The organism is Aureimonas psammosilenae (genome assembly GCF_009176975.1).
GTDB classification, from domain to species: Bacteria; Pseudomonadota; Alphaproteobacteria; order Rhizobiales; family Rhizobiaceae; genus Plantimonas; species Plantimonas psammosilenae.
In genome coordinates this window covers 101,024-127,241 of the sequence record NZ_WEZG01000001.1, presented here as the reverse complement: position 1 = coordinate 127,241, position 26,218 = coordinate 101,024, and the positions used below count along the sequence as shown (strand labels likewise).

Sequence of the window (26,218 nt, the reverse complement as noted above, 5' to 3'; positions counted from 1 at the left end):
ACGGCGGGCGTTTGCGCGTCGGTGGGTCGCAAGTTTCACCTGCGCGGGCATGACCGCGCATGAGTGAAATCTATTCCAGCTCCGATGCGGCGTCGCTTTCCACGCTTTCGAGCGAGGAAGCGGATCATATCAATCACGTCCTCGCCGATCTCGGGCTTTCCGGCGACGGCGAAGGAACCGCTCACGCGGCGGCGACCGGGAATGATGCAAGCCAAGCTCCGCCGAGCGAGAGCGCCCACCTTTTCCAGGCTTCTTCCGGGCCGGATACGCCATTCGACACCCAAAGCGTCGCCGCTGCGTCGGGCGCGGCATCGACGGGTGCGGAAACGGTCGCGAGCGGCACCGGCACGAGCCTCCATCTCCTTTACGCCGGCAACGGCAACGACACGCTGTTCGGCGGCAACGGCATGGATACGCTCTGGGGCGGCGAAGCGCCCCATGCCGGCGGCAGTGCTGCGGGCGCTTCTGCCGGAGGCGGCGCCGAAACGATCTCCGCCGCTGCCGGATTGGACACGACCTATGCCACGCTGGGCACCATAGCCACGGCGACCCACGCGGCCTATGGCGACGTCGCCGTCACCCACACCGCCACCGACACGATCGACGGCTCGGCCTCGGCGCAGAACGCGCGCGTCGAGGCCAAAGCCATCCATTCCACGATCTTCGGCGGAGCGGGCAACGACACGATCGCGCTCTACGACCTGTCCGGCGCGCCCGCCTCGATGACCGGCGACGGCATGGACTCGATCCATGGCTCCATGGGCGACCACGCGACGCTTTCGAGCGGCACCGGCGGCGAGATCCATCATGTCTACGGCATGGGCGACAGCATCATGGGCGGCGACGGCTCGGACTTCTTTTCGCTCGCGCGCCACGGCATCGGCCAGGACACGCTCGACGGGGGAACCGGCGACGACAACCTCGCCTTCGAGGACCGTTCCTTCGCGGACGCCCATTTCGCGCAAAACGCCCAGACCACCACCGTGTCCTTCGACGACGGCTACAGCGCCACCTTGCGCAATGTCGAGCACCTGCATTTCAAGGACACCGTCTACAACATTTAACCTTTAGTCAGCCATACTTGCCCTCGTGATCGGAGACGGCAGGCGATGGAGGACGAGACGCGGAAAGCCGGTCGCGAGAAGCGCGAAGCGGGCCTCGCCGCCCGTCGCGCCGGACAGCGCGAGGCGGCGTGGCAAGCGTTCCAGGCGGCCGTTCTTCTCGATCCCGCCGACCTTTGGAGCCGCAACGACGCCACCCTCGAACTCCTCGCCCTCGGCCGGTTGAGCCAAGCGGAAGCGGAAGTCCGGGCTCTCTTGAACGAGCGAAGCGATTTCGCGCCGGCCCATCGAACGCTCGGCCTTCTCACGCGCGCGCAGGGCTTGCGCGAGGACGCGCTGAGCGCCTTTCGCGAGGCCTCGCGGCTCCAGCCCACCGATCTCTGGAACCGCCACGATATCGGCGTCGAACTGCAGCATCTCGGGCGGCTCGACGAGGCGGAAGCGGCCTTCCGCGCGGTGGCCGAGAACACGCCGCTCGCCCATGCCCTTCGCGGGCTCGCGGGCGTTTCGCGCAGCCGGGGCGATCTTGCCACGGCCCTTGAGCGCTTTCGCGCTGCCAGCCTTCTCGCCCCCGCCGACCCGTGGTTCGCGCTCGACGTGGCGCAGACCCTGCGCGCGCTCGGCCGGGAAGCGGAAGCGGAAGCCGCCTGCGGGTTGATCCTCGAGCGCCATCCCGGCTTCGCGCCCGCCCTTCTGGAGCGTGCCGACAATCTTTCGCGCCTCGGCCGGGCGGAGGACGCGCGCTCGATCCTTGCCCGGCATCTCGTGCGCGACCCCGCCTCCATCGACGCGTATCGCGGCCTTGCCCGGATCGCGCGCGGCGAAGGCGATGGGGCAAGCGCCGTGCGGCATCTCAGGGCGGCTTTCGCGCTGAAAGCCGACGATCCCATCCTCGCCCTCGACCTCGCGAGTGCCCTGCGCGCATCTGGTCACATGGAGGAAGGGCGCGCGCTTCTGCGGCAAGCCGAGAGGCTGGCCCCCGACGAGCCGCGCGTTCTCCTCGCCCTTGCCGACGACCGGCGCGAAGCCGGTGACCTCGATGCGGCAATGAGCTTCTACGACGCGGCTTCAAGCAAAAGGCCGGACTTCTATTGGGCGCTGACCGGCAAGGCCGCCACCGTGCGACTGCGCGGCGACGCCGGCGGGGCGGAAGCGCTTTTGCGCCAAGCGATCGCGATCGATGCTCTGGAAGGCCACGCACAGATCGAACTCGCCGCCTTGTTTCGCGACAGGAACGAAATGGACAAGGCCCGCGCGGTTCTGGCGGCGATGTCCCCCGCCTCCCCCCGCGCGGCGGAAGCAGCGATGGCGGCAAGCTTGATCCGCCGCGCCGAAGGCGATTGGAAAGGCGCGGCGGACGCTTTCGAAGAGGTCGCAACGCGCTTTCCGGCCAAGATCGACGCGCTGGTGGAAGCCGCCGAGGACGCCTTCCGCGCGGGCGATCCGGAGAGGTCCGCGCGGCTTCTGGCGCTCGGCGCGCAGCGGGCCCCGGATCATCCGGCGCTTCGCGAGGCGCTTGCCCGGCGCGCGCTTCTTCGCGACGATCTCGGCGAGGCCGAAGCGCATCTCTCGAAAGCGGCCGCGCGCGATCCGGCGCGGCTTTGGCCACCTTTGGCGCTCGCCCGCATTCGGGCCTTGAAGGGTGAGGGGACCCAAGCCTTCGCGGAAATATCGGCCACCGAGCGCCGCTTCGGGCCGCGCCCGGAGATCGTCCTTTCGCGCGCCGATCTTCTGCGCCAAACGGGCGACACGTCGGCGGCTCTCGCCTGCCTTCGCGAGGCGGCAGCCCGCTTCCCCCATCACGCCCCTTTGCGCTTCGCCCTGATCGCCGCATCCATTGAGGCGGGGGCGTTCGAGGAGGCGGAACGACAACTCGATGTCGCCCCGTCGCGCAGCCGCGAGGAGGAAGGCCGGGGACAGCTTCTGCGATGCCTTCTCCATTCCGCGCGCTGGGACTTCGCTGCGGCGATCGCGGCCGGCGAGGAAGCCGTCGCCCGTCTTCCCGGCGATGGCTGGCCGCGCAACCGGCTGATCCATGCCGCGCTTCTCCATCTCGATCTCGACCGGGCCGGCCGGCATCTCGCCGATCTGGCGGCGCTGGAAGCCTCGGCAAGCGCGCTGCGCGGCAAGTCCGCCAACCCCTCGCAAAGCCATTACGGCCAGCTCTTCGACGAATTTCGTCTCGACGGCGAACTTCTGGACGCTCTCGTCGCCGCCAAGGCGCTGCCGATGCCCGGGCGTATCGAAGCCTCGAGCCGGCTCGTGCGCGACAACCCGGATTCGACGCCCGCCGCCCTGCAGTATCTGATCGCGCTCAGACGCGCCGGGCGCTTTTCAGCGGCACCCGAGCCGGAAGAAAATGCCGCGATGCCGAGGGTGATCCACCAATATTGGGACGAGCCGCCGCCGCCCGCCGATCTCTTGAGCTACATGGCGAGCTGGCGCGACCATAATCCCGGCTTCAATCATCGCCTTTGGAGCGAGGGGGAAGCGCGCGCGTTCCTCGCCGCGCGTTTGCCGCGCGACGCTTCGGTCGCCTTCGAGCGCGCCCGCGAGCCGGCGATGAAGGCCGATCTCTTCCGCCTTGCGCTTCTGGCGACGGAAGGCGGCATCTATGTCGATGCCGACGACCGATGCTTGGCGCCGCTGGACCCTCTCCTGCCGCCGGGCCGCGCGCTCGTCCTCTACCAGGAAGACCTCGGCTCCACTGGCAACAACTTCATCGCCGCCATGCCCGGCCATCCGATCCTGGCGGACGCGCTGGAACGCGCCGTTCATGCGATCAATCGCGGCGACACGGATATTCTCTGGCTGTCCACCGGACCGGGGCTCCTGTCGCGTTGCGTCGCGGGCCATCTGGCGCAGCGCGAGGCATCAGCCCGCGGGCTTCTCGTGCTCGACCGTCACGAATGGGCGCGCTTTTCCGCGATCCATTGCCTTGCGGCCTATAAGGCGACGGAGCGGCATTGGAGCCGCACCGCTTTCGGCCGCGCCAAGCCGGCTCAGGCGACGAGCGCGCGCTGATCCTCGACGAACAGAAGCGCACGCGCTTGGAGGCGACGGCGGAGGGCGCCGGGCACCTGACGCGCCGACTTGGCGCGCGGCAGGTCCATCTCGCGGCAGGGCGGCGCGTGGACAAGAAGCGCCTCGCGCTCGGCCCAGTTGTCGAAGGCGAGGCGCTCGGGATTGTCCACGAAGCTCTCGGCCGCCAAGCCTTCGGCGAGGACGAGCCCGTGGATCGGCAGTTCGACGTGGAGATAAAGGAGCCGGTCCGGCACCGCCGTTTCGCGCGTGACCGCGACGCCGTCCACCAGCGCGCCGGCATGGATCAGAACGCCGTCCAGGGCTACGGCATGGTCGGGCGACAGAAAAAGGTCGCGGCAAGGCAGGTTCGGCCCGAGCGCGCCGGCCCGGATGCGGATCGGCAGAACGCGCAAGGGATCGCCCGCGCGAGCATCCACCGTTTGGCGGCCGATCCAGCGAACGGGCACCGAGCCGCCGCCGGCGAGCAGCACCGGATCGCCGGGACGCAGATCCTCCACCCGGACCGACGATCCGTCCGGCACCTCGATCAGCGTGCCGGGGCGGAAGCAGACGGGCGTTTCGAAGCTCGTTGCCGTGTTTCGGCTGGAGACCTGCGAGAGGTCGATGGAGGACGGCGCGGAGGTTTGATGGCTGGCCGCCGTCGATCCGTGATCGGCGCTCGAACTGGACGAACCGGAAGAGGACGAGGACGAGGTGGAGCCGGCGCCGATATGCCCGGGGGACGACGAGGACGCCGTTCCCCCGCTTGACCCCGAGGCGCTGTCGGTGGCGGACGCCGCTGTGGCGGCAGCAGCGGAGGACGTTTCGCCGCCTCCCCCGCTTCCCCCGCTTCCCCCGCCGGATTCGCCGCTCCCGCCAGCCGAGCCTTCGCCCGAAGACGCGGACGCCTCGGAGCCGCCGCCCGAACCGCCGGAACCCCCTTCCGAGGAACCCGACGACGCGCCGCCGCCCGTTGAGCCGCCCGCTGCGGCACCCGCCGCCCCTTCGCCGCCGCGCGAAGCGCTTTCGCCCGAAGACCGCGAAGCACCGGAAGCCGAGCCGCCGCCGTCTCGCGAACCGATGCCGCCCGCTCCCGAGCCCGCTTGAAGCGTTGCCGTGCCACCGGAAGCCTTGGCGCTGGAGCCTGCCGCTGCTTGCGACGAGCTTGTGCCGCCGGATGCGGCTTCCCCCGCCGATCCGGCCGCGCCGGCGTTCGAACTCTCGCCCTCGCCTTCCGCCGCACCCGAACCACCGGCGCTGGAGGCCGAGGATGCCCCGGCTTCCGTACCGGCAGCGGCGGTCGTGCCGGTGCTCATGGCGGTGGTTGTCGCCAGACCGCCCGACATCAGGACGCCGGCATTGCCCGACGCGCCGCCGGACGAGCGGTCCTTGGAATCCAGGGCGTCGTTCGAGCCGGACTCCTCGCCCGTCGGATCGTTGTCGTCCTGGATGTTGCTCATCGAGCCATCATCTTGTTCGCGGGGGCGTGAAGCTTTCTCGGGCAGAGAATGCCTCGGCCCGCTCCCGTCTCCAAGCGAGACCTCCAAACGTGCCGAGCAAAGAATGAAGACGCCAGCCTTCCGAAAGCGAACGGTGCCAGATTGAACTGGTCTTCGAAGCGACGGATCGGATTTGGAAAGTCTCGGTGAGCTTTGGCGCAGTCTTCACCTCGGCGATGCGACCCGGCACACCGAGGCGCTGACGCTCGCCGCGACGCGGGCTTTGCGCGCGGGCCGTCCGGCGGACGCCTATGAGCTGATCGACCGCCGCTGCCGCATCGACGCGCGCCCCCGCGCCGCCGATCTGGCGATCCGGGCGCTCGCCGCGCGCCTTTGCGGCTGGCAGGAGGAAGCCGAAGCCGATCTCCTGCGCGCCGGCAATGCCGATCCGCTCGACCCCTTCGTCGCCGCGACGCGCCTCCGCTTGTCACTAGGCGAGGATGCGAACGAAGCGGCCTCGGCGCTGATCGACAGCCCGGAAGCCTCGCCCGACGCCAAGCGCGCGGCGCTGGAGCGGATGGCGGGCCAAGGCCGCGCGACGGTTCGGCTCGACCTTCTCGACGACCGGCTGACGGGCTTGGCCGCATGGCCGGGAACCGGCGCGGCGCGGCTCGAACTCTTCGGGCCGGCGGCGAGCCTTGCGGTGACGCTCGCGCCCGATCCCTCGCTCCCCTTCGTGGCTCCGTCCTTCGCGGCGGCACTCGTGGACCTCGAACCGGACTTTGTGCCCGACCGCTTCCGGCTCGTCGGCCCAATGGGTACGGCGGCGGAAGGCCGGCTCCTGCCCCGCAGCGCCCGCGCGCTCGGCGGCAAAAGCCGCGCGCCCGCTCTCGTGCCGACCCGCGCCAGCCTCGGCGTCGTCGTGCCGATCTATCGCGACCTCGAAACGACGCGGCTTTGCCTTGAGGCGCTTCTGGCGGAAACGGAAAACCGCGACATCCGCGTCGTCGCGGTGGAGGACGCTTCGCCCGAGCCCGAACTCGTCGCATGGCTGGAAGAACGCGCGAGCAAGGGCCGGATCGAACTGCTGCGCAACCCCGTCAATCTCGGCTTCGCGGCGAGCGTTCAGCGCGGGATAACGGCGCTCTCGGGCTGCGATATCCTGCTTCTCAACGCCGACGCGATCTTGCCCACCGGCGCTCTCGACCGGTTGCAGGACGCGCTTTATTCGGCGCCCGATATCGGCACCGCGACGCCTTTGTCCAACAACGGCGAATATGCGAGCTTCCCGCGCCATGGCGAAGCTGCACCCGCGCCGGACAAGGGGCAAACGGAGCGGATCGACGAGGCGGCGCGGCTCGCCAACAACGGCGTCACGGTGGATCTGCCGAACGGCACCGGCTTCTGTCTGACCATCCGCCACGACTGCATGGAGGCGGTCGGGACCATGCCGCTGATCTATGGGCGGGGTTATTTCGAGGATGTGGAGCTTTGCCTCCGCGCCCGGCGGGCGGGCTTTCGCAATGTCTGCGCACCCTCCGTTTATGTGGTCCACCATGGCGGCCTGTCGTTCGGCACCGAGAAGCGGGTGCTGACTGTCCGCAATCTCGCGCTTCTGCGCCGGCGCTTCCCGGGTTTCGCCACCGAATGCGCGGCCTATGCGAAGGCCGATCCCTTGCGCGAAGCGCGCGAGGCGATCGCCGCACGGCTTGGGAAGGCCGGAACCGAGCTGCCCTCCCCGCCGGCCGCCGGCCTTCCCCCGCGATCGACGCGAGTGCCGACGCTCGCCCTTGTTCCCGGTCCTCCTTCTCCAAGAGAAGACGCCTTCATCCGCGCCTTATCCGCCGCCCTTCGCAGCCGCGACGCGCAAGCGCGCATCGTGGTTCTCGGCCGAACCGGCGACGATCTCGCCTTGATGGGTCGCGGCAATGTCTTCGTGACGGGGCCGGTCGCGCCCGGCGATGGCGGGCGCACCGCCCTTCGCTACGGCGCGCGAGGACTCGCCGCGCCCTTCGCCGCCGAGCTCGGACGGGCGGTTGCCCTCGAAACCGGCCTTCCCCTCGCGCCGAACCTTGCTCCATGCGAGGATGACGGCGTCTTTTCCGTCGAAAGCCCGAACGCGCCCCATGTCCGAGACCCCATCCTCGCGATCGTCGATTGGTTCGCTGATCGCCTCGCGGCGACGCCGGCGCGAGGGGACGGGCCAGTCGGCGGGGACGAGCAGCCCGCCGCCTGAACCGGGCCTGCGGACGCGGCTTCTTCGCACCGGCGAAGCAGTTTTCGAGGGCCATGTCTTCGATCCGGCCGAGCCGGACCGGCGCTTCGTCGTGGAGTTCCTTCTCGATGGCCGACCCTTCGGCCTCGCGCGGGCCGAACTGTTCGACCCGACGCTCGGGCCAAGCGGCGGCGACGCCTGCCACGGCTTCGCCTTTCACCCCGATTCCGCGCTCGTCGCCCATTCCCGAACCGCCGCGCTTCGCCTCGCCAATGCCGACGCGATCCTGGGGGATGAACTCGATCTTTCAAACGGAACGGATTTCGCGCCGAGCGCCGCCCCCGGTGGTCATGTCGCATGGTGCGGCGGGCTTCGCTTGTCCGGGTGGGTGCGGCGGGGCTCGGCGCCCTTTCCGCCGCTGGTGGAAGCCTATGCCGACGGCGCGCGCATCGCGTGGGCGCGCGCCGACCGCTGGCGAAGCGTGTCGCGGGGCGGGAGCGAAACGCCGGAGCCGGGCTTCGACCTCGCCTTGCCCCGCGCCTTCGCCGATGGGCGGGCACATCGGATCGAGCTTTTCTGCGAAGGCCGCCCCCTGCCCGGCAGTCCGGTGACGGTGATCGCCTTCGCGGACGGTCTTCGCGATCACCTCCTCCAAGCTGCCGAGACGGAAGCAGAGGAGGAAGCCTTGCGCGGCGCCTTCTTCGACGCCGCCTTCCCGGACGCCGTGCCGTTTGCCGCCTTCGCCGAATGGCGCAAGCGCTTTCCGCTGCCACCGACGCCTTGCCAACCGAAGGGGCCGGTGGCGGTGGTGGCGCTCGGCGAGGACGGCGCGGAGGAAACGCTGTCCGGGCCGGGCCTCGAGATCGCTGGCGGCTGGATCGGCGCGGCGCTGCCGGAGGCCGGCAGGCCGGGCCGCTTCGATCCGGCCGATCTTTCGCGCTTTCTTCAAACCGACGCCGTTGACTGCGAGACCGTCATGTTTCTGCCGGCGGGATCGGCGATCCACGCCCATGCGGCCGATCGCCTCCTGGGGGCGCTCGAAGACGATCCCACCGCCGCGATCGCCTATGGCGACATCTGCCTCGCCGCCGAGGACGGCTCGCTTCACCCGCTGGCGCTGCCTGCCTTCGACTACGAGCGCGCGCTGGAACAAGGATCGGGCGCATTCGCCTTCGCGATGCGGAAAAGCGCGGCGATCGAGGCGGCGCGTCGGGGCCTCGGCGACCTTCTCGGCCTGTTCCTCGCCCCCCTCGACACGAGCGGGCCGTCCCGGTCCGTTCATCTCCACGTGCCGGGCTTCGCCGTGACGGTGCCGCTCGCCGCGCTGCCGGCGCCCGAGGTTGCCCTTGATGCCGTTCGCGCCCATCTGGCCGCCCGGCAGGTCGAGGCCGAGGTGAGCCCGCGCTTGTCGCCGACGCTTCCCGCCCTTCGCATCCGGCGCGAAGCGGGGCCGCGAAGCCTGACCGTGCTTCTCGACGTAGGCGACGACGGGCAGGCGATCGAGCCGGCGCTCGAAGCCCTGGAGCCCGCCCGCTCCGCTTGCGAACTCGGCCTTCTCGTGATCGGCGCTTTTCCGCTCCCGGAGGAACGGCGCGAGCGCTTGGGCCTCGAGGGCATCGACTTTCTCGAGGCCTCGGAAAGCGCTTCGCGCAGCCGTCGCCTCGGCGAGGGTGTGACGCAGGCAAAGGGCGACCTCGTCTGCATCCTCGATGCCCGGCTTCGGTCCTTTTCACCGGACTGGCTTTCCGAGCTTCTGTCGCGCATGGCCGAGCCGGATATCGGCGCGGTCGGCCCCGTGATCCTGGACGCCGAGAACCACGTGGCGGAAGCCGGGCTGAGGCTTCGGCCCAGGGGCCTGCCCGCGCCTTTGTTTGCCGGCTTACCGGCGAGCGATCCCGGTCACGGCGATGCGCTTCTCGTGTCGCGTCAGGCTGCCGCCCTTGGGGATGGGTGCCTTCTGACGCGCCGGGCCGATTTTCTGGCGCTCGGCGGTTTCGACCCGCTGCTTTTCCCCGAACATCTGGGGGTCGTGGATTACTGCCTGAAGCTTCAGGCTCTCGGGCGGCGGGTTCTCCTCACGCCCGACGCCACGCTCACTCGCTCGGCCTCGCGCCCGAAGCCGGACCCGGCGGCGCTTGCCCGCGAGGAAGAACGGCTGCGGGCCCGTTGGCCGGAGGTTCTGGCGCGCGATCCCTTCGGATCGCCGCTTCTCGACCGGGGCGCGCACCCGACGAGCGGTCTCGCCTGGCCGCCCGGCGATCTGTCGCCACGCCGCCCAAGCGTGCCGCCCGCGCGTTTCGTGCCGCCCGGTTGGTGAGCGGCCACACAGCGGGGGCATTGACGGCGACGGCGGCAAATGATCCACCGATCCTTCATCGCGGGCCGCTGGGTTAAGCGGACCGCATTGGAGGACAATCGGCCCATGACCGCCAAGCTTTCGCTGGAAACCCTTGCCTCGCTCGGGCCCAAGGTCGCCGTTCCGACCTACAAGCGCGAGGACATGTCGCCCGGCATCGTGCATTTCGGCGTCGGCAACTTCCACCGCGCCCATCAGGCGGTTTACCTGCACGAACTCTTCGAGAAGGGCCTCAGCCGCGATTTCGCCATTGTCGGCGCGGGCGTCCTGCCGTCCGACGCGGCGATGAAGACGCGGCTGGAAGCGCAGGACTATCTCTGCACCGTGGTGGAACAGGACCGCGACCGCAACGAAGCCGGCGTCACCGGCGTCATGATCGACTATCTGGCGCCCGGCAACCCGGCGGCGACGATCGCCCGGCTCGCCGATCCCGCCATCCGCATCGTGTCCCTGACGATCACCGAAGGCGGCTATTTCCTCGATCCCGCGACGGGCGTCTTCGACCCCGCCCATCCCGCGATGGTCGAGGACGGAAAAAACCCGGACGCGCCGAAGACCGTCTTCGGTCTCATCATCGCCGGGTTGAGGGCGCGGCGCGACGCCGGCGTTCCGCCGTTCACCGTCATGTCCTGCGACAACATTCCCGGCAACGGCGAGGTGACCCGCGCCACCCTCCACGGCCTCGCCAAGCTTTCCGACCCCGCCTTCGCCGAGTGGATCGAGAGCCAAGTCGCCTTCCCGAACGGCATGGTGGACCGCATCACGCCGGCCACCAATCCCGGCCAGATCGAGTTCCTCAAGAACGAGTTCGGGGTCGAGGACGCCGCGCCCGTCTTCTGCGAGGGCTTCCGGCAATGGGTGGTAGAGGATCACTTCCCGCTCGGCCGGCCCGCCTTCGAGGAGGTCGGCGTCCAGTTCGTGCCCGACGTCGCGCCCTACGAGCACATGAAGATCCGCATCCTCAACGGCGGCCACGCGGCCATCGCCTATCCGGCGGCGCTTCTCGACATCGCGCTCGTCCACGAGGCGATGGAGGAGCCGATCATCGACCGCTTCCTGTCGAAGCTCGAACTCGAAGAGATCGTACCGATCGTGCCCCCGGTGCCGGACACGAATCTCGACGATTATTTCCGCATCATCCAGCAGCGCTTCGGCAATCCGAAGGTGCGCGACACCATCCCGCGCCTCGCACTCGACGGCTCCAACCGCCAGCCGAAATTCATCCTGCCCTCGACGCGCGACCGGCTGGCAAGGAACGAGGACGTCGTCGGCCTGTCGCTCGTCTCGGCGCTCTGGTGCCGTTATCTCGCCGGCACCAGCGACTCCGGCGCGCCGATCGAGATCGCCGACGTCAACCGCGACCGCCTGCACGAGGCGGCGGTGAAGGCGCAGAGCAACCCGCAGGCGTTTCTGGAGTTGCGCGACATCTTCGGCGACCTCGCCGACAACAACCTCTTCAAGCGCCGCTTCGCCCACGCCCTGTCGAGCCTTTACTCGAAGGGCACGCGCGCGACGCTGGAAGCCTATCTCGACGGCACGCTGGCGGAAGGCTGATCGTTACCAAGACTACGCTGCTTCTCAGCGGCCTCCAACGTTGGAGTAGCCCCTCATCCTGAGCCCTGAGCTTGTCGAAGGGGTCGAAGGACGAGGGGCGCTTGGGCTCCCCTACCTCACCGCCCCACCCTCGTCCTTCGACAGGCTCAGGATGAGGGTGGGGCTATGCCGGCAGCATCTCTCATCGTCCTCGAAGACAAGCTCAGCATGAGGGTGATGCTATGGAGGCGGCACGCGATCGTCCCCGAAGGCGGAGCGCTCGCGGCGCACGAGGTCCGCGATGCCCTCCGCCACGTGGCGCACGGTGGCAAGCCCCGCCGCACTTTCATGGGTGACGAGCCAGTAACTGCGTTCCACCTGAACGGACGGCAGGACGCGCGCCAGCCGCGCGTCGCCCCTCGCCATGAAGCCATGAAGGATGCCGATGCCGGCCCCGGCCGCGACCGCTTCCTTCTGCCCGAGCGCCGAGGACACCTCGAAGGCCGAGACCCAGGCGCTCATCACGTCGGACGCGTAGTTCAAGGACTTGGCGTAAACGAGATCGTCCACGTGCCCGACGAGGCGATGGGCGGATAGATCGCGAAGATCCCTCGGCTCGCCAGCCTTCGCCAGATAATCCGGGGCGGCGTAAAGGCCGAGCGTGTAGTCGGTGAGCTTGCGCGACACGAGCCGCCCCTGCACCGGGCGCTCCACCGTGATCGCGACATCGGCTTCCCGGCGCGACAAGGAAAAGCTGCGCGGCACCGGCACGAGCTGGATGGTCAGTTCCGGATGGTCGGCGGTCAGGCGCCACAGGCGCGCGGCGAGAAAGGCCGTGCCGAAGCCGTCCGGCGCACCGACCCGGACCGTGCCCGACAAGCGCACATCGGTGCCGCCGAGCGCGCCGCGAAGGCTCAAGGTTTCCGCCTCGATGCGCTCGGCGGAATGGAGAAGCGCAAGGCCGGCATCCGTCAGCGTGCAGCCGGTCGGGCGGCGCAGGAGAAGCTTGGCATTGAGGTCGGCCTCCAGCCCGTCGATGCGCCGCGCCACGGTGGCGTGGTTGACGCCCAGCCGGGCGCTCGCCGCCAGCATCTGCCCGGTGCGCGCGACGGCCAGGAAAAAGCGCAGGTCGTCCCAGTTCATGATTCCCACCGCTGGACGTGGATTTTCGCACAATGGATGCGCGGAAGATCGCGTTGATTTCAAGTCCTGATCGGTTCATCCCTGTTCCATCATAAGAACGAGGAGGATCACCATGAGCGAGATCGGTCACTTCATCGACGGGACACGGGTTGCGGGCACGAGCGGGCGCTTCGCCGACGTGTTCAACCCGGCGACGGGTCAGGTCACGGCGCGCGTCGCGCTCGCCTCGAAGTCCGAACTTCAGCGCGCGATCGACGGCGCCAAGGCCGCGCAGCCCAAATGGGCGGCGACCAACCCGCAGCGCCGCGCCCGCGTCTTCATGAAGTTCGTGGCGCTTCTCAACGAGAACATGCAGGAACTCGCCGAACTCCTGTCCTCCGAGCACGGCAAGACGGTCGAGGATTCCAAGGGCGACATCGTGCGCGGCCTGGAAGTCGCCGAATTCGTTTGCGGCATCCCGCACCTGATGAAGAGCGAGTTCACCGAGGGCGCCGGCCCCGGCATCGATATGTACTCGATCCGTCAGGCCGTCGGCATCGGCGCCGGCATCACGCCGTTCAACTTCCCCGCCATGATCCCGATGTGGATGTTCGCGCCGGCCGTCGCCTGCGGCAACGCCTTCATCCTGAAGCCTTCCGAGCGCGATCCGTCCGTGCCGATGCGCCTCGCCGAACTGATGATCGAGGCGGGACTGCCGAAGGGCGTTCTCCAGGTCGTCAACGGCGACAAGGAAGCCGTCGACGGGATTCTGGAGAACCCCGAAATCGGCGCCGTGTCTTTCGTCGGCTCCACTCCGATCGCGGCTTATGTCTATGCGGAAGCCGCGAAATACGGCAAGCGCGCCCAGACCTTCGGCGGCGCCAAGAACCACATGATCATCATGCCCGACGCCGATCTCGACATGGCGGCGGATGCGCTGATCGGCGCGGGCTACGGCTCGGCGGGCGAGCGCTGCATGGCGATCTCGGTGGCCGTTCCCGTCGGCGAAAAGACCGCCGACGCCTTGATCGAGAAGCTGATCCCGAAGGTCGAGGCGCTCAAAATCGGCCCCTATACCGACGAGACCGCCGATTACGGCCCGGTGGTCACCAAGGCCTCGAAGGAGAAGATCCTGAGCCTCGTCGAGAAGGGCGTGGCGGAAGGTGCAAAGCTCGTAGTCGATGGTCGCGGCTTCAAAATGCAGGGCTACGAGGACGGCTTCTTCGTCGGCTCCTGCCTGTTCGACCACGTGACGCCGGATATGGACATCTACAAACAGGAGATCTTCGGCCCGGTTCTGTCGGTGGTGCGCGCCAAGGACTACGAGGAAGCCCTGTCGCTGCCGACCAAGCACGAATACGGCAACGGCGTCGCGATCTATACGCGCGACGGCGACGCCGCCCGCGATTTCGCGTCGAGGGTTCCGATCGGCATGATCGGCGTCAACGTGCCGATCCCGACCCCGCTTGCCTATCATTCCTTCGGCGGGTGGAAGAAGTCGGTTTTCGGCGATCTCAACCAGCACGGGCCGGACTCGATCAAGTTCTGGACCCGCACCAAGACGGTGACCTCGCGTTGGCCGTCCGGCATCAAGGCGGGCGCGGAGTTCTCCATGCCCGTGATGCGCTGAGGCTCGATCGGCGCTGATCGCGAGACAGCGCCAAATCGTCCCGCCGCCCTGCCTGAAGCCCGCGCCGCGCTAGTTCGTGTCGCATCAAGAGCTTCGGGCGGGGCGGCGTTGCCGTTTCTTCGGGGCATTGCACCCACGGAGAAGCCATGCCGGACCTTTCCTGCGACGTTGCCGTGATCGGGGCCGGCACGGCCGGGCGCGCCGCCGAGCGCAGCGCCCGCCGCCACGGGGCCAAAACCCTTCTGATCGACGAAGCCTTTTCCGGCACGACCTGCGTCGCGGTCGGATGCATGCCCTCGAAGCTTCTGATCGCGGCCGGCGAAGCCGCCCATGCCGTTCGTCAGGCGCATGTCTTCGGCGTGAAGGCGCCGCCCCCGGAGATCGACGGGCGCGCGGTGATGGAGCGGGTGCGGCGCGAGCGCGACAAGTTCCTCGCAAGCGACCTCCAGACGATCGAGGATCTGCCGGAGGGTGTCGCCGTGAAGGCCAAGGCGCGCTTTGCCGGCCCAACGACGCTCGTTCTCGATGACGGCCGGACGGTGAAAGCCAGGACCGTAGTAATCGCGACTGGCTCCTATCCTGCCGTTCCCGAATCCTTCGACTCTGTCTCGAACCTCGTTCTCACCAACGAGACGATCTTCGAGCTTCCCACCCTCCCCGCGTCGGTCGCGGTGATCGGGGCCGGGGCGCTCGGGCTTGAACTCGCCCAAGCGCTTTCACGTCTCGGCGTGGAGATCACCGTCTTCGACAAGTCCAAGGAGATCGCCGGCCTCGAAGACGAGGCGGTGGAGGCGAGCCTTCGTGAAATCCTCCTGAAGGAATTTGCCATCCTTACCGAGGTCGAGACCGAAGGCGAGCCGGCGGAAGGCGGCGTTCTCGTGAAATGGAGCGGCAAGGAAAGGGGCGAGAAGCGCTTCGATCACGTTCTCGTTTCAGCGGGACGCCCGCCCCGGCTGAAGGATCTCGATCTGGAAAAGTCGGGCATCGAGCTTGGCGACAAGGGCGTGCCGGTCTTCCGCGAGACCACCATGCAATGCGGGGCGTCGCCCGTTTTCATCGCGGGCGATGCCGACGCTTCGCGCCCGATCCTGCACGAGGCCTCCGACGAGGGCACGATCGCCGGGCGCAACGCCGCGCTTCATCCGACGGTGGAACCGGTGGAACGCAGCGTGCCGTTCATTCTCACCTTCACCGATCCCCCGGTCGCGGTGATCGGCACCGTGCCGGACGCGGATAACAAGACCGTCGTCACCGGCAAGGCTTCCTATGCCGACCAGGGCCGGGCGAAGGTGATGGCGAGGAATGCCGGGCTCGTCCATTTCTACGCAACGCGCGACGGCGGGCGCATCATCGGGGCGAGCATGGCGGCACCCGCCGTCGAGCACATGGCCCATCTCGTCGCCTTCGCGGTGCAGGAAGGCAAAACGGCGGCCGAGCTTCTCGATATGCCCTTCTATCATCCGACCTTCGAGGAAGGGCTGAAGCCGGCTTTGCGCGAGATCTGCGAAGCCGCCGGCACGCTCGCGCCGTCTCGCGACGAAGCGCGGCCTTCGGCGCCTTAGAGCCTCAGGCGTCGGCTGGCGAGAAGAAGCTGGCGAGGCGCGTCACCCAACCCGGCAAACGCGCCTGCGCCTCGCTCCGGTCGGACTTCACCGCCACCGTCGCGGTGCGTCCGACCACCAGCGCCATGTCCTCCGGCACCTGATCGAGCGCGACGCGCACCGGCACGCGCTGCGCGAGGCGCACCCAACTGAAGGTCGGCGTGACGTTGGCGAGAAGGCTCGCGCCGTTGCTTCGCTCGCGATCCTCGATGCCGCCCGCAATGCTCTGCACCCGGCCCGACAACGCTTGACGGCTGCCCATCAGGTGGACTTCCACGCGATCGCCAACGCGGATGCGGTCGATCTTGGTTTCCTCGAAGTAGCCTTCCACGCGAACGGAGTCGCTGTTGACGAGGGCCATCACCGCCTTGCCGGCCGAAACATAATCGCCGGGATCGAGAAGGAGGTTGGTGACGATGCCGTTCGCCGCGGCCCTCACCTGCGAGCGTTCCAGGTTCAGCTTGGCGACGTCGCGATTGGCGAGCGCCTGCTGGACATTGGCCTCGGCGATCGCCTCCGCCGACGCGGCCTGTTCGACGCTTTGCTGCGAAGCGACGTTGGAGGACAGTTGGCGATAACGCTCGGCCTCGCGCTGGGCCTGGGCGAGCGTCGCCTGCTGGCCTTGAAGGGCGGCTTCCGACAAACGCAGCGCCAGGGCGAAGCGCTCGGGGTCGACGCGAAACAGGACATCGCCCTTGGCGACGCGCTGGTTGTCGTGGACGAGAACCTCGCCGACGAGGCCGGACACGTCCGGCGTCACGCCGACGACATCCGCGCGGACATGGCCGTCGCGTGTCCAGGGCGCTTCCATGTAGTAGGTCCAAAGGTTCCAGCCGAAAACGGCGGCAACCGCGACGACCACGAGCGTCAGGCCGAAGCGAAACAGAAAGGCAAAGGCGGTTTTCATGTGAGATACCGGTCGAAAGCGAGGTTCAGGCAGCCGAGCACGACCACGAAAAGGGCGAGGTCGAACAAAGCCGGGTGCCAGATCAGGCGATAAGCGCCGAGCGCGACGAGCAAACGCCGCAGCACGAGGTTCAGGGCCAGCGCGCAAAGCGCCAGAACGAGAAGATGGGGCACGAACACCCCGAAGAGATTGAAGTCGCCGCTCATCGCCCCCTACTCCGCCGCGACCGCAAAGGAGCGCGCCGGCTCGTCGGCGAGTTCCTTTGGTGGTTCCTGGCCGGAAAACAGCGCGCGCCGCATGCCGACGAGCGCATGACGCGCCGCTTGAACACCGGCCTCGCCCGGCTCGGCGGCGGCCCGCTCGAGGCAGAGATCGACACGGGACAGGAGATCGGCATCCGGCGCCAAAGCCCGGTTTTCGGCCGCAGCCTTCGAAAACAGCCGGCCGACAGCCGCCATGAGCGCGTCGATCTCGGCGCGCAGTTCTTCCGACAGCCCGCCCCGCACCCGCTTCAGTTCCACGAGGTTGAGCCCGAGGCGGAGTTCCGCGAGCGGATCGGACAAGGCCGCCTGATCGCCCGGCAGAAGCGGAAGGCGCGGCGCGAGCTGGCCGGCGCGGTCGAGCATGCGCCCGGCGAAGCGGCGGTCGGCCCTGCCGCTCGCGCCGCTCGCGATGGCGGCAAGGTCGCGCCAGCTCGAGCGCACCAGCCGGCGCGCGGCGAGCGCGGCGCCGAAGGGCCGGGTGAGCAGCGTGAAGGCAAGGCCGAAGAAGCCACCGGCAATGGACGCGAGGTTGCTGTTGGCGAAGGTCGAGAAATCGGCGCTGTAGGTTTCCTGGATGCCGACGAGCGATGCGACGTTGACCGCCATCAGAAGCGCCACCAGCGTATATTGCGGACGCGCCACCAGCGTGCCGACGTAAAGAAACGGCAGAAAGGCCACCACCAGCATCTCGAAGGAATGCACCGCCGGCAGGATGGCGAAGAGGTAGAGGGCAGAGGCAAGTGTCGCGACCACCAGCCAGATCGTGAAGGACTTGATCTGCGTCGCCGGATCGTCGACCGCCGCGAAGAAGGACGCGCCCACCGCCGTCATGATGACGAGCCCCGCCCCTTCCGTCCAGCCGGTGAAGATCCAGACGAGGGAAGCGAGGAAGCTCGCCAGCGCGACGGATGCCGCCGAAAAGGCGAGAATGCCGTAATCGTAGTGGCGGGCACGGTCGAACACGGTTCGAAAGCGGAAGGCGACGGTGCTGCGCGATGCGTGGCGACCCAGCGACACCCGCTCTTCCAGAACCGCGATGTCCTGCCAGAGATCCAGAAGGTCGCGCATCCGCGACAGGGCGCTGGACATCACGAGGCCGCTCCAGCGCTGCGCTTCCTCGCCAGCGGGCTCGGCGCTCGCGATGCGCTGGCGCAAGGTTTCCGCTCCGGCCTCGTCCGACGCGCCCTTGCCCATCCAGGCGGCGAGCGCCCGGCCCAGTTCGCGATAGCCTTCCGGCTCGGCCTCAGCCGCCTTCAAGGCGAACGTCCGGTCGCGCAGGGAGGAGATGATCGGCAGCAGCATGGCGAGGCGCGATTGGAGGTCCCTGGCGCGGCGGACGGTTCCGCGCGCCGCGACGTCATAGGCGAGGTGCGAGATCAAAAGATCGAGCCCGCGAAGTTCGGCCGCCAGGCGAAGCCGGCTGCCGCCCGCCTCCGCGTCACTGAGAATCTCGGCGAGCCAGCCCGCGGCTTCGCCTTTCCAGCGCGCCACCGACTGGCCGAAGACCGGCCCAGCGGGCGCCGGAAGAACGATCGTGTGGACGACGCTCGCGCAGACGATGCCGAGTGTGATTTCGAGGGTGCGCGCGACGGCGATGTCGAACACCGTTCCCGGATCGCCGACGGTGGGCAACGCGATCAACGGCAGGCTGTAGCCGGCGAGCATAAAAACATAGGAACGGGGCGTGCGGTCCAGAAGCGACACGAACAGGAAGGTGCCCGTCCAGATGGAGACGGCGAGGCTGAGGAGCACCGGCGCGTTGACGAGGAGCGGCACCAGCAGCACTGCGCCGCAGGCGCCGAGCGCGGTGCCGAGCGCTCGGTAAAGGGCCTTGGAGCGCGTTGCCCCCGACAAGGGATTGGCGACGACGTAGACGGCGGCCATCGCCCAATAAGGACGCGGCAACCCGCAGGCGAGCGCGATGTAAAGGGCAAGCATCGCTGCCACGAAGGTCTTGGCGGAAAACAGCCATTCCCGCGCCGTCGGCCGGGGGAAACTCACGCCGCGCTCTCCTCGGCCTTCCCGCGCTGAAGCGGAATGGCCTCGCTTGCCGCTTCCACGGCGGCGAAGAGCTTCAGGACCGAGCGCAGGTCGTCGGCATGGAGATCGCCCAGCACCGCATCGCGCAAGTGCACGAGATCGGCTTCGATCTGGCGGGTGACGGCATGCCCCTTCTCGGTCAGCCGCAGCGTCTTGGCACGGCGATCCAGCGGATCGTCGCAGCGGCGCACGAGTTCGGCGGCGCAAAGCTGATCGAGAAGGCGAACGAGCGATGGTCCCTCGATGCCGAGTTCTTCGGCAAGCGCGCCCTGGCGCAGCCCCTCGCCCTTGCGGGCGATGGTGATGAGCGGCAGGGCGCAGGCTTCCGAGATGCCGTGCGCGGTGACGACCGTTCCTGCCAATCGACGCCATTGGCGCGTGGCACGGTCCATCTGGCTCGTCACGGCGAAGCGCAGGGCATGTTGCTGAGGCATGGGATTTAGATAGCGTCCTACCAGTTAGGATGCAATGCAAACGGGCGAAATTCCGCTGTGTGGTCGACAACGAAATCTTTGCCTCAGGGAAGGTTCCCGACCTTCTTTCTGGACTGGCTACCGATCCAGTTTTCGCTATGTTCCCCGGAAACATGCGCGTCAGCCGAGAGGATCGTCATGCCGATAGAACAAAGGCGGCAGGATTCCGCCGGGGTGCATCTCGTGCCCCATCTTCTATCGGTCTCGAAATCCATGCGCCAACTGATGCAGTTCGCGCTGGCGGAACTCGACATCTCGGTCGGGCAGGACTCCTTCTTTCTCACCTTCCAGGGCAAGGAAGCGCGCGCGGTGATCGATGTCGCGGCGGCCTTGTCGGTCCGGCCTTCCACCGTATCCAAGATGGTGGACATTCTGGAGAAGAAGGGCTGGGCGGAACGCCAGCGCGACGATCAGGACCTGCGCAAGGTGCTGATCCGCCTGACGCCGAAGGGCATGGAAGCGCGCCGCAAGGTGCTCGGCGTGTGGGACGATCTGGAAAGCCGGCTTCTGGCGGCTCCGAAGGAAGACCGGATCGATCTGCCGGTGCTGCAGCGGCTCGACAAGACGCTGACCAAACGCCTGTCGCGCCTGCGCTAAAAACAAAGCGCCCCGCGAAGGGCGCTTTGTTTGTCGTCAGCCTTTCGGGCGCTTGGGCCGGCGCGGCTTGTCGCTGTTCTCGAAGCGCTGCGGTGCGCCCCCTTCCTTGCGACGGAAGGGCTTCTTGCCCGCTGGGGGCTTGCCGCCTTCGCGGCGCGGCCCGCCGGCGCGATAACCGCCCTCGCCCCCACCGCCGCCGGGCCCGCCCTCGGCCGGCGAGATGGTGATGCCGTCCTCGGCCGAGCCTTCCACGGCCTTGGCGAAGCGCTTGGCGGCCTCGGCCGCGACTTCGAACTTGGTTTCGCGGTCGAAGATCTTGATGGAGCCGATCTCGCTGCGCGTCACCCCGCCGCGACGGCACACGAGCGGCAGAATCCATTTCGGATCGGCCTCGTTGCGACGCCCGATATCCAGGCGGAACCAGACGGTCGGCCCGTCGCGGAAGCTTTCGCGCGGGGTGCGCGCGCGGGGCTCGGCGGCGCCCGCATATTCACGCTCGCGCTTGGGCTTGGCTTCGGGCGCGAAGCTCGGGTCGTAGACTTCCTCCGGCGCGGGAAGGCGGGCGCGGTAAAGGCGGGCGAGCGCGATCGCGACGGCTTCCGCCGAGCGGCCGGCCAGAAGCGCGCGGGCCGAAGTCAGTTCCTCCTCGCTCGCCTCGCCTTCCAGGATCGGATCGGACAGGAGGCGCTCCTCGTCGAGCTTGCGGATCTCCTCCAGCGTCGGCGCGCCGGCCCAGTTCGCCCGGACCTTGGCTTCCATCAGCAGGCGCTCGGCCTTGCGGCGGCGCGACAAGGGCACGAGAAGCACCGAGATGCCCTTGCGCCCGGCGCGGCCGGTGCGGCCGGAGCGGTGCTGCAGCGTTTCGGCGTCGTTCGGCAGATCGGCGTTGATCACGAGGCCGAGGCTCGGCAGGTCGATGCCGCGCGCCGCCACATCGGTCGCCACGCAAACGCGCGCGCGGCCGTCGCGCAGCGCCTGCATGGTCTGGTTGCGCTCGTTCTGCCCGAGTTCGCCCGACAGGGCGACGGCCGAGAAACCGCGCTCCAGAAGGTTGGAATGCATGTGCCGAACCGAATCGCGCGTCTTGCAGAACACGATGGCGCTCGGCGCGTCGGTGGCGCGCAGGATGTTGACCACGGCGTGCTCGATCTCGTTCGGTACGACGCGGATGGCACGATATTCGATATCGGCATGGCCCGACGAACCGCGCGCCACCTCGATGCGCAGGGCATCGTTCTGATAGCGCTTGGCCATCGTGACGATTTCTTGCGGCAGCGTGGCGGAGAACAGAAGCGTGCGCCGCTCAACCGGGGTCTTATCGAGCAGGAATTCCAGATCCTCGCGGAAGCCGAGATTCAGCATCTCGTCGGCCTCGTCGAGAACGAGCGCCTTCAGGTTCGCGATGCGCAGCGCGCGGCGCTCCAGATGGTCGCGAAGCCGGCCGGGCGTGCCGACCACGATATGCGCGCCCTCATCGAGGCGGCGCTTTTCGGCGCGCGGGTCCATGCCGCCGACGCAGGTGACGATGCGCGCGCCCGTCTTGGCGTAAAGCCAGATCAGCTCGTTGGCGACCTGAAGCGCGAGTTCGCGCGTCGGGGCGACCACGAGACCGGCCGGGTCCTTGGCGGGACCGGCGTGATCGTCCTCGCCGAGGATCGTGGAAGCGATGGCGATGCCGTAGGCGACCGTCTTGCCCGAGCCGGTCTGGGCGGAAACGAGAAGGTCGCGTTCCTCCGTCGCGGCTTCCAGAACCCGGTCCTGAACCGGTGTCGGTTCGGCATAGCCGCGTTCGGAAAGGGCGTCGGCAAGCGGTTGCCGCATGGATCGGAAAGGCATGGAGCGGGTCTCGGCGATGGAGGCGCGGGCGCGCGAATGTCGCGTCCCGAGGCCTATCGGAAAAGAAAAACGGGCGCGATCGTCACGCGCCCGCGTATTCCCTTGCCTTGCCACGCAAGCCGCGCCCGTTCAAGCCTTGCGGCCCGTTCAAGCCGGAATAGGTCGTATGAAAGGCGTTCCCGCGCGCCCTCACATCAGCTTGTCGAGCGTGATCGGCAGTTCGCGCACGCGCTTGCCGCAGGCGTTGTAGACGGCGTTCGCCACCGCCGCGCCGACGCCCGTGATGCCGATCTCGCCGACGCCGCGCGCGCCAAGCGGGCTGTGCGGATCGGGAATGTCGTTCCAGATCACGTTGATTGGCGGCACGTCCATGTGGACGGGCACGTGATATTCGGCGAGCGAAGGGTTCATGATGCGCCCCGTTCGCTCGTCGAAAAGCGTTTCCTCCGTCAGCGCGAGGCCGAGGCCCATGATGATGCCGCCGCGAAACTGGCTGGCCGCCATCTTCGGGTTGAGGATGCGGCCGCAATCGAAGGAGCCGAGAAAGCGCGACACGCGCGTTTCACCGGTGACGGCGTTGACCTTCACCTCGCAGAACTGCGCGCCCGAGGAATGCATGGAATATTTTTGCACCTCCAAAGCCGGGGGCGCTGCGGCCTCGGCCACGACCTCGTCGCGCGCGGCGCGCGACAGGATGGAAACAAAGGTTTCGAAGCGCTCCGGCTCGTCCCTCGCGCCAAGCCCTGCGTCGCGAAGTTCCACATCGCCGGGGGACAGGCCTGCGAGCGGCGAGTCGTTGCCGGCGAGCTTCAGGAGTTCCTTCACCAGTTCGTTCGTCGCGGCGATGATCGCGGCGCCGATGGACGCCGTCTGCGACGAGCCGCCGGCGAGCGTTCCGGGCGGCAGGCGCGTGTCGCCATAGTCGAAGGACACGCGGTCGAGGGGAAGCCCCAAGCGCTCCGCCAGATGCTGGGCCTGCACGGTCGCCGTTCCCATGCCCATCTCGTGGCTGGCCATTTCGGCCACCGCCCGCCCGTCGATGGTCAAGCGGATGCGCGCCGCGCCGCCCGGCATGCGGTAATAAGGATAGGTCGCCGTGGCGACGCCCATGCCGACGAGCCATTCGCCTTCGCGGCGGGCTCCCGGCGTCGCCGAGCGCTCCTTCCAGCCGAAGGCCTCGGCCCCGCGCCGATAGGCCTCCACCAGCGCGCGCTGCGAGAAATCGGTGCCCGATGTCGGGTCCCGTTCCGGCTCGATCCGGCGGCGAAGCTCGATCGGGTCGAGTTCGAGCTTTTCCGCCAGCTCGTCCAGCGCGCATTCGAGCGCGAAGGTGCCGACGGCTTCGCCGGGCGCGCGCATGAAGGTGTTGGCGAGCATGTCCATGTCCGCCACCTCCTGCGCCAGCTTGAAGGAGCGGGACGCGTAGAGATGCCTTGCCGGAAAGGTGAACTGCTCCGGGCAGGCGTTGTGATCGGTCATCGCCACGACGCCGGTATGAATCAGCGCTTCCAGCGTTCCGTCCGCCTTCGCGCCGAGCGCGACGCGCTGCTCGGTCGTGGTGCGCCCGCCGACCGTGCGGAACACGCCTTCGCGCGTCAGCATCAGGCGAACCGGGCGGCCGGAAAGCTTGGAGGCGGCCGCCGCCAGGATATGGTGATCCCACAGGCACTTGCCGCCGAACCCGCCGCCCACGAAGGGCGACGTCACGCGCACCTGATCGTCGGAAAGGTCGAAGACCTGCGCCAGCGTCCAGGCCGTGGCGTTGACGAGCTGGCTCGCGTCGTGGACGACGAGGGTGTCCCCCTCCCAGGTCACGGTGACGGCGTGAAGTTCGATGGCGTTGTGGTTGTGGCGGGGCGTCCGGTAGGCGAGATCGACCTTGAAGGGTGCGGCCGCCAGGGCTTCCTCCGCGTCGCCGATCGCCATGGACGGCGGCTCGCCGAAGAGGTGGGATGGAGGATGCGCCTTGGTTTTGGCCGCCGCAAAGGTCGTCACCGCCACCTGAGTCTCGTAAGAAACGCGGATCAGCGACAGCGCGTGGTCGGCCTGTTCCTGCGTTTGCGCGAGGACGAGCGCCACCGGCTGGCCATTCCAGTGGATTTCCCCGTCCTGCATCACGGGCAGATCGCTCGGGCCGGCGGCGAGCGGCGCGGACATGAAGACCGGCGGCTTCTTCATGCGCGGGGCGTTCTCGTGCGTCATCACGAGAACGACGCCCGGCGCCCTTTCCGCCTCGGTCGTTTCAATGGCGGCGATGCGCCCGCGCGCGACCGTGGAATAGGCGACGGCGGCATAAGTCATGCCTTCCAGCGGAAATTCGGCGGCAAAGCGCGCTTCGCCCTTCACCTTCAGCGGTCCGTCGATGCGCGAAACCGACGCCCCGATATGGCCGTGCTTGTTCATCAGGGGATCGGGCGTGCCGCCCGGCAGCCAGCTTTCGGGCGCAAGGCGGATTGCCGCCTTCATCACCTTATCGGCGGCATTCTGAATGACGCTCATTGGAGGCCTCCCGCCAGTTGGGAAAGGGTCGCGGCCGCCGTGCGCTTGGCGAGTTCGATCTTGAAGCCGTTGTCGCGCAGGGGCGCGGCCCCCGCGAGTTCGGCTTCCGCCGCCGCGCGGAAAGCTTTTTCGTTCGCCGGCCCGCCGCGCAACGCTTTTTCCGCCGCGAGCGCCCGCCAGGGCTTGTGGGCAAGGCCGCCGAAGGCGAGGCGCACGTCCTTCACCGTGCCGTCGCCGTCGAGATCCAAGGCGGCAGCGACGGAAACGAGCGCGAACGCGTAGCTCGCCCGGTCGCGCACCTTGCGATAGGTCGAGCGTGCCGCGAAGGGCAGTGCCGGCAGTTCCACGGCGGTGACGAGTTCGCCGGGCCGCAGCTCCGTTTCGATATCGGGACGCCCGCCCGGCAGGCGGTGGAAATCGGTCAGGGACAAGCTGCGCGCGCCGCCCTCCCCTTCGAGATGCACGATCGCACCGAGCGCCGCGAGCGCGACGCACATATCCGATGGGTGCGTCGCCACGCAGGCCGGCGACGCGCCGAGAACGGCGTGGATGCGGTTGAAGCCCTCCAAGGCGTCGCAGCCGGAGCCCGGCTGGCGTTTGTTGCAGCGCGCGGCCTCGTCGTAGAAATAAGTGCAGCGCGTGCGCTGCAGGAGATTGCCGCCGACGGTGGCCATGTTGCGGATCTGGCCGCTCGCCCCGGCCAGGATCGCCCGCGCCAGAACGGGAAAACGGGTGCGGATCACCTCATCCATAGCGACGGCCGTGTTTTTAGCCCCCGCCCCGATCAGCACGGAGCCGTCGGGACGGTGCTCGATCGCGCGGGACAAGCCAGTGACGTCCACAAGAGCGTGCGGGCCTTCGATGCCCTCGCGCATCAGGTCCACGAGATTGGTGCCGCCGCCGAGATATTTGGCTTGCGGGGCGCACGCCAGGCGGATCGCCGCCGGCACGTCTTCGGCGCGCGAATAGGTGAAGGGGATCATGCCGCTCGTCCCTGTTTGAAGGTCTCCGTGATGGCGTCCACGATGCCGTTATAAGCGCCGCAACGGCAGAGATTGCCGCTCATCCGCTCGCGCAGCTCGTCGCCGTCCAGAACCACGGTCGTGGCGGAAAGATCGACGGTGACCGCGCTCGGGCACCCGCGCTCGGCTTCGGCCGCCATGCCGATGGCCGAGCAAAGCTGGCCCGGCGTGCAGTAGCCGCACTGGAAGCCGTCATGCTCGATAAAGGCGCGCTGGAGCGGGTGGAGGTCGCCGTTGGCGGCGAGGCCCTCCACGGTGACGACGGAGCGCCCTTCGTACTGGATCGCGAGGGCGAGGCAGGAATTGATCCGCTCCCCATCGACGAGAACGGTGCACGCGCCGCAAGCGCCCTGATTGCAGCCCTTCTTCGTGCCCGGAAGTCCGAGATGATCGCGAAGGAGGTCGAGAAGGGAGGTTCTGGGATCGAAGGAAGCTTCGACCAACCGGCCATTGATCGTGATGTGCATGGGCACCCCTGATCGCGAGAGTTCAACTCGGTAGGTTGGAACCGATCTAGAATGCCGCAGCGCGATTCCTAGAGCGACATCTGGCCCTTAGCCGCCCAAGCGCCATCTTGCCGGAGTTTGCGGGGAGTGCGGG

Annotated in this window: 18 protein-coding genes; 8 read left to right on the top strand and 10 right to left on the bottom strand. The window is 68.3% G+C overall.

Annotated features, from left to right (window positions below):
* Positions 1 to 59 precede the first annotated feature (59 nt).
* Positions 60 to 1,064: a hypothetical protein gene (locus F9929_RS00635; protein WP_152044596.1), complete on the top strand. Its 1,005-nt coding sequence runs from the start codon at positions 60 to 62 to the stop codon at positions 1,062 to 1,064.
* A gap of 45 nt (positions 1,065 to 1,109) precedes the next feature.
* Positions 1,110 to 4,085, top strand: coding sequence for a tetratricopeptide repeat protein (locus F9929_RS00630; protein ID WP_152044595.1), 2,976 nt, complete (start codon positions 1,110 to 1,112; stop codon positions 4,083 to 4,085).
* On the opposite strand, the gene F9929_RS24625 is transcribed toward F9929_RS00630, so the two are convergent.
* On the bottom strand, positions 4,064 to 5,545 hold the full coding sequence (locus tag F9929_RS24625; protein ID WP_152044594.1) for a Hint domain-containing protein: 1,482 nt from the start codon (positions 5,543 to 5,545) through the stop codon (positions 4,064 to 4,066). The two genes, F9929_RS00630 and F9929_RS24625, sit on opposite strands and share 22 nt — an antisense overlap.
* A gap of 172 nt (positions 5,546 to 5,717) precedes the next feature.
* Between F9929_RS24625 and F9929_RS00620 the strand changes: the two genes are divergently transcribed.
* The 3 genes from F9929_RS00620 (at position 5,718) to F9929_RS00610 (ending at position 11,649) form a co-directional block, all read left to right on the top strand.
* A complete protein-coding gene (locus F9929_RS00620) occupies positions 5,718 to 7,760 on the top strand; it encodes a glycosyltransferase family 2 protein (protein ID WP_152044593.1) in 2,043 nt (680 codons plus the stop codon).
* Complete coding sequence (locus tag F9929_RS00615) at positions 7,651 to 10,056, top strand: glycosyltransferase family protein (RefSeq protein WP_152044592.1); 2,406 nt, start codon at positions 7,651 to 7,653, stop codon at positions 10,054 to 10,056. Before F9929_RS00620 ends, F9929_RS00615 begins: the two co-directional genes overlap by 110 nt.
* Positions 10,057 to 10,161: 105 nt before the next feature.
* Complete coding sequence (locus F9929_RS00610; protein ID WP_152044591.1) at positions 10,162 to 11,649, top strand: mannitol dehydrogenase family protein; 1,488 nt, start codon at positions 10,162 to 10,164, stop codon at positions 11,647 to 11,649.
* A gap of 219 nt (positions 11,650 to 11,868) precedes the next feature.
* Here F9929_RS00610 and F9929_RS00605 read toward each other — a convergent pair whose 3' ends face one another.
* Positions 11,869 to 12,771, bottom strand: coding sequence for a LysR family transcriptional regulator (locus F9929_RS00605; RefSeq protein WP_152044590.1), 903 nt, complete (start codon positions 12,769 to 12,771; stop codon positions 11,869 to 11,871).
* A 112-nt stretch (positions 12,772 to 12,883) separates the two neighbouring features.
* Here F9929_RS00605 and F9929_RS00600 point away from each other — a divergent pair, with 112 nt between their 5' ends.
* Both F9929_RS00600 and F9929_RS00595 read left to right on the top strand, forming a co-directional pair.
* Entirely contained in the window at positions 12,884 to 14,380 is a 1,497-nt protein-coding gene (locus tag F9929_RS00600; protein ID WP_152044589.1) for a CoA-acylating methylmalonate-semialdehyde dehydrogenase, read from the top strand.
* Between the two features lie 146 nt (positions 14,381 to 14,526).
* A complete protein-coding gene (locus F9929_RS00595; protein WP_152044588.1) occupies positions 14,527 to 15,942 on the top strand; it encodes a dihydrolipoyl dehydrogenase in 1,416 nt (471 codons plus the stop codon).
* A 4-nt stretch (positions 15,943 to 15,946) separates the two neighbouring features.
* Here F9929_RS00595 and F9929_RS00590 read toward each other — a convergent pair whose 3' ends face one another.
* From F9929_RS00590 to F9929_RS00575, 4 genes are read right to left on the bottom strand one after another with little or no spacing between them, the layout of a single operon-like run.
* Complete coding sequence (locus F9929_RS00590; RefSeq protein WP_152044587.1) at positions 15,947 to 16,888, bottom strand: efflux RND transporter periplasmic adaptor subunit; 942 nt, start codon at positions 16,886 to 16,888, stop codon at positions 15,947 to 15,949.
* Positions 16,885 to 17,094: a DUF1656 domain-containing protein gene (locus F9929_RS00585; protein ID WP_152044586.1), complete on the bottom strand. Its 210-nt coding sequence runs from the start codon at positions 17,092 to 17,094 to the stop codon at positions 16,885 to 16,887. The genes F9929_RS00590 and F9929_RS00585 overlap by 4 nt, the downstream gene beginning before the upstream one ends.
* 6 nt (positions 17,095 to 17,100) lie before the next feature.
* Positions 17,101 to 19,152 carry an FUSC family protein gene (locus tag F9929_RS00580; protein ID WP_152044585.1) on the bottom strand — a complete coding sequence of 684 codons (2,052 nt, stop codon included), beginning with the start codon at positions 19,150 to 19,152 and terminating at the stop codon, positions 17,101 to 17,103.
* Complete coding sequence (locus tag F9929_RS00575; protein WP_152044584.1) at positions 19,149 to 19,625, bottom strand: MarR family winged helix-turn-helix transcriptional regulator; 477 nt, start codon at positions 19,623 to 19,625, stop codon at positions 19,149 to 19,151. The genes F9929_RS00580 and F9929_RS00575 overlap by 4 nt, the downstream gene beginning before the upstream one ends.
* Before the next feature lie 177 nt (positions 19,626 to 19,802).
* Here F9929_RS00575 and F9929_RS00570 point away from each other — a divergent pair, with 177 nt between their 5' ends.
* Entirely contained in the window at positions 19,803 to 20,261 is a 459-nt protein-coding gene (locus tag F9929_RS00570; protein WP_152044583.1) for a MarR family winged helix-turn-helix transcriptional regulator, read from the top strand.
* A 36-nt stretch (positions 20,262 to 20,297) separates the two neighbouring features.
* On the opposite strand, the gene F9929_RS00565 is transcribed toward F9929_RS00570, so the two are convergent.
* From F9929_RS00565 to F9929_RS00550, 4 genes are all read right to left on the bottom strand, one after another.
* Positions 20,298 to 22,097: a DEAD/DEAH box helicase gene (locus F9929_RS00565; protein ID WP_152044582.1), complete on the bottom strand. Its 1,800-nt coding sequence runs from the start codon at positions 22,095 to 22,097 to the stop codon at positions 20,298 to 20,300.
* A gap of 189 nt (positions 22,098 to 22,286) precedes the next feature.
* Positions 22,287 to 24,596 (bottom strand): xanthine dehydrogenase family protein molybdopterin-binding subunit, encoded by a 2,310-nt coding sequence (locus tag F9929_RS00560; RefSeq protein ID WP_152044581.1) that lies wholly within the window; start codon positions 24,594 to 24,596, stop codon positions 22,287 to 22,289.
* On the bottom strand, positions 24,593 to 25,579 hold the full coding sequence (locus F9929_RS00555) for an FAD binding domain-containing protein (protein WP_152044580.1): 987 nt from the start codon (positions 25,577 to 25,579) through the stop codon (positions 24,593 to 24,595). The genes F9929_RS00560 and F9929_RS00555 overlap by 4 nt, the downstream gene beginning before the upstream one ends.
* A complete protein-coding gene (locus F9929_RS00550; protein WP_152044579.1) occupies positions 25,576 to 26,085 on the bottom strand; it encodes a 2Fe-2S iron-sulfur cluster-binding protein in 510 nt (169 codons plus the stop codon). Before F9929_RS00550 ends, F9929_RS00555 begins: the two co-directional genes overlap by 4 nt.
* Positions 26,086 to 26,218: the final 133 nt, after the last annotated feature.

Bases quoted from the DNA above. Each gene is read 5' to 3' on its own strand.
- F9929_RS00635 (WP_152044596.1), top strand. From the start codon at position 60: ATGAGTGAAATCTATTCCAGCTCCGATGCGGCGTCGCTTTCCACGCTT.
- F9929_RS00630 (WP_152044595.1), top strand. From the start codon at position 1,110: ATGGAGGACGAGACGCGGAAAGCCGGTCGCGAGAAGCGCGAAGCGGGC.
- F9929_RS24625 (WP_152044594.1), bottom strand. From the start codon at position 5,545: ATGAGCAACATCCAGGACGACAACGATCCGACGGGCGAGGAGTCCGGC.
- F9929_RS00615 (WP_152044592.1), top strand. From the start codon at position 7,651: ATGTCCGAGACCCCATCCTCGCGATCGTCGATTGGTTCGCTGATCGCC.
- F9929_RS00610 (WP_152044591.1), top strand. From the start codon at position 10,162: ATGACCGCCAAGCTTTCGCTGGAAACCCTTGCCTCGCTCGGGCCCAAG.
- F9929_RS00605 (WP_152044590.1), bottom strand. From the start codon at position 12,771: ATGAACTGGGACGACCTGCGCTTTTTCCTGGCCGTCGCGCGCACCGGG.
- F9929_RS00600 (WP_152044589.1), top strand. From the start codon at position 12,884: ATGAGCGAGATCGGTCACTTCATCGACGGGACACGGGTTGCGGGCACG.
- F9929_RS00595 (WP_152044588.1), top strand. From the start codon at position 14,527: ATGCCGGACCTTTCCTGCGACGTTGCCGTGATCGGGGCCGGCACGGCC.
- F9929_RS00590 (WP_152044587.1), bottom strand. From the start codon at position 16,888: ATGAAAACCGCCTTTGCCTTTCTGTTTCGCTTCGGCCTGACGCTCGTG.
- F9929_RS00585 (WP_152044586.1), bottom strand. From the start codon at position 17,094: ATGAGCGGCGACTTCAATCTCTTCGGGGTGTTCGTGCCCCATCTTCTC.
- F9929_RS00575 (WP_152044584.1), bottom strand. From the start codon at position 19,625: ATGCCTCAGCAACATGCCCTGCGCTTCGCCGTGACGAGCCAGATGGAC.
- F9929_RS00570 (WP_152044583.1), top strand. From the start codon at position 19,803: ATGCCGATAGAACAAAGGCGGCAGGATTCCGCCGGGGTGCATCTCGTG.
- F9929_RS00565 (WP_152044582.1), bottom strand. From the start codon at position 22,097: ATGCCTTTCCGATCCATGCGGCAACCGCTTGCCGACGCCCTTTCCGAA.
- F9929_RS00560 (WP_152044581.1), bottom strand. From the start codon at position 24,596: ATGAGCGTCATTCAGAATGCCGCCGATAAGGTGATGAAGGCGGCAATC.
- F9929_RS00555 (WP_152044580.1), bottom strand. From the start codon at position 25,579: ATGATCCCCTTCACCTATTCGCGCGCCGAAGACGTGCCGGCGGCGATC.
- F9929_RS00550 (WP_152044579.1), bottom strand. From the start codon at position 26,085: ATGCACATCACGATCAATGGCCGGTTGGTCGAAGCTTCCTTCGATCCC.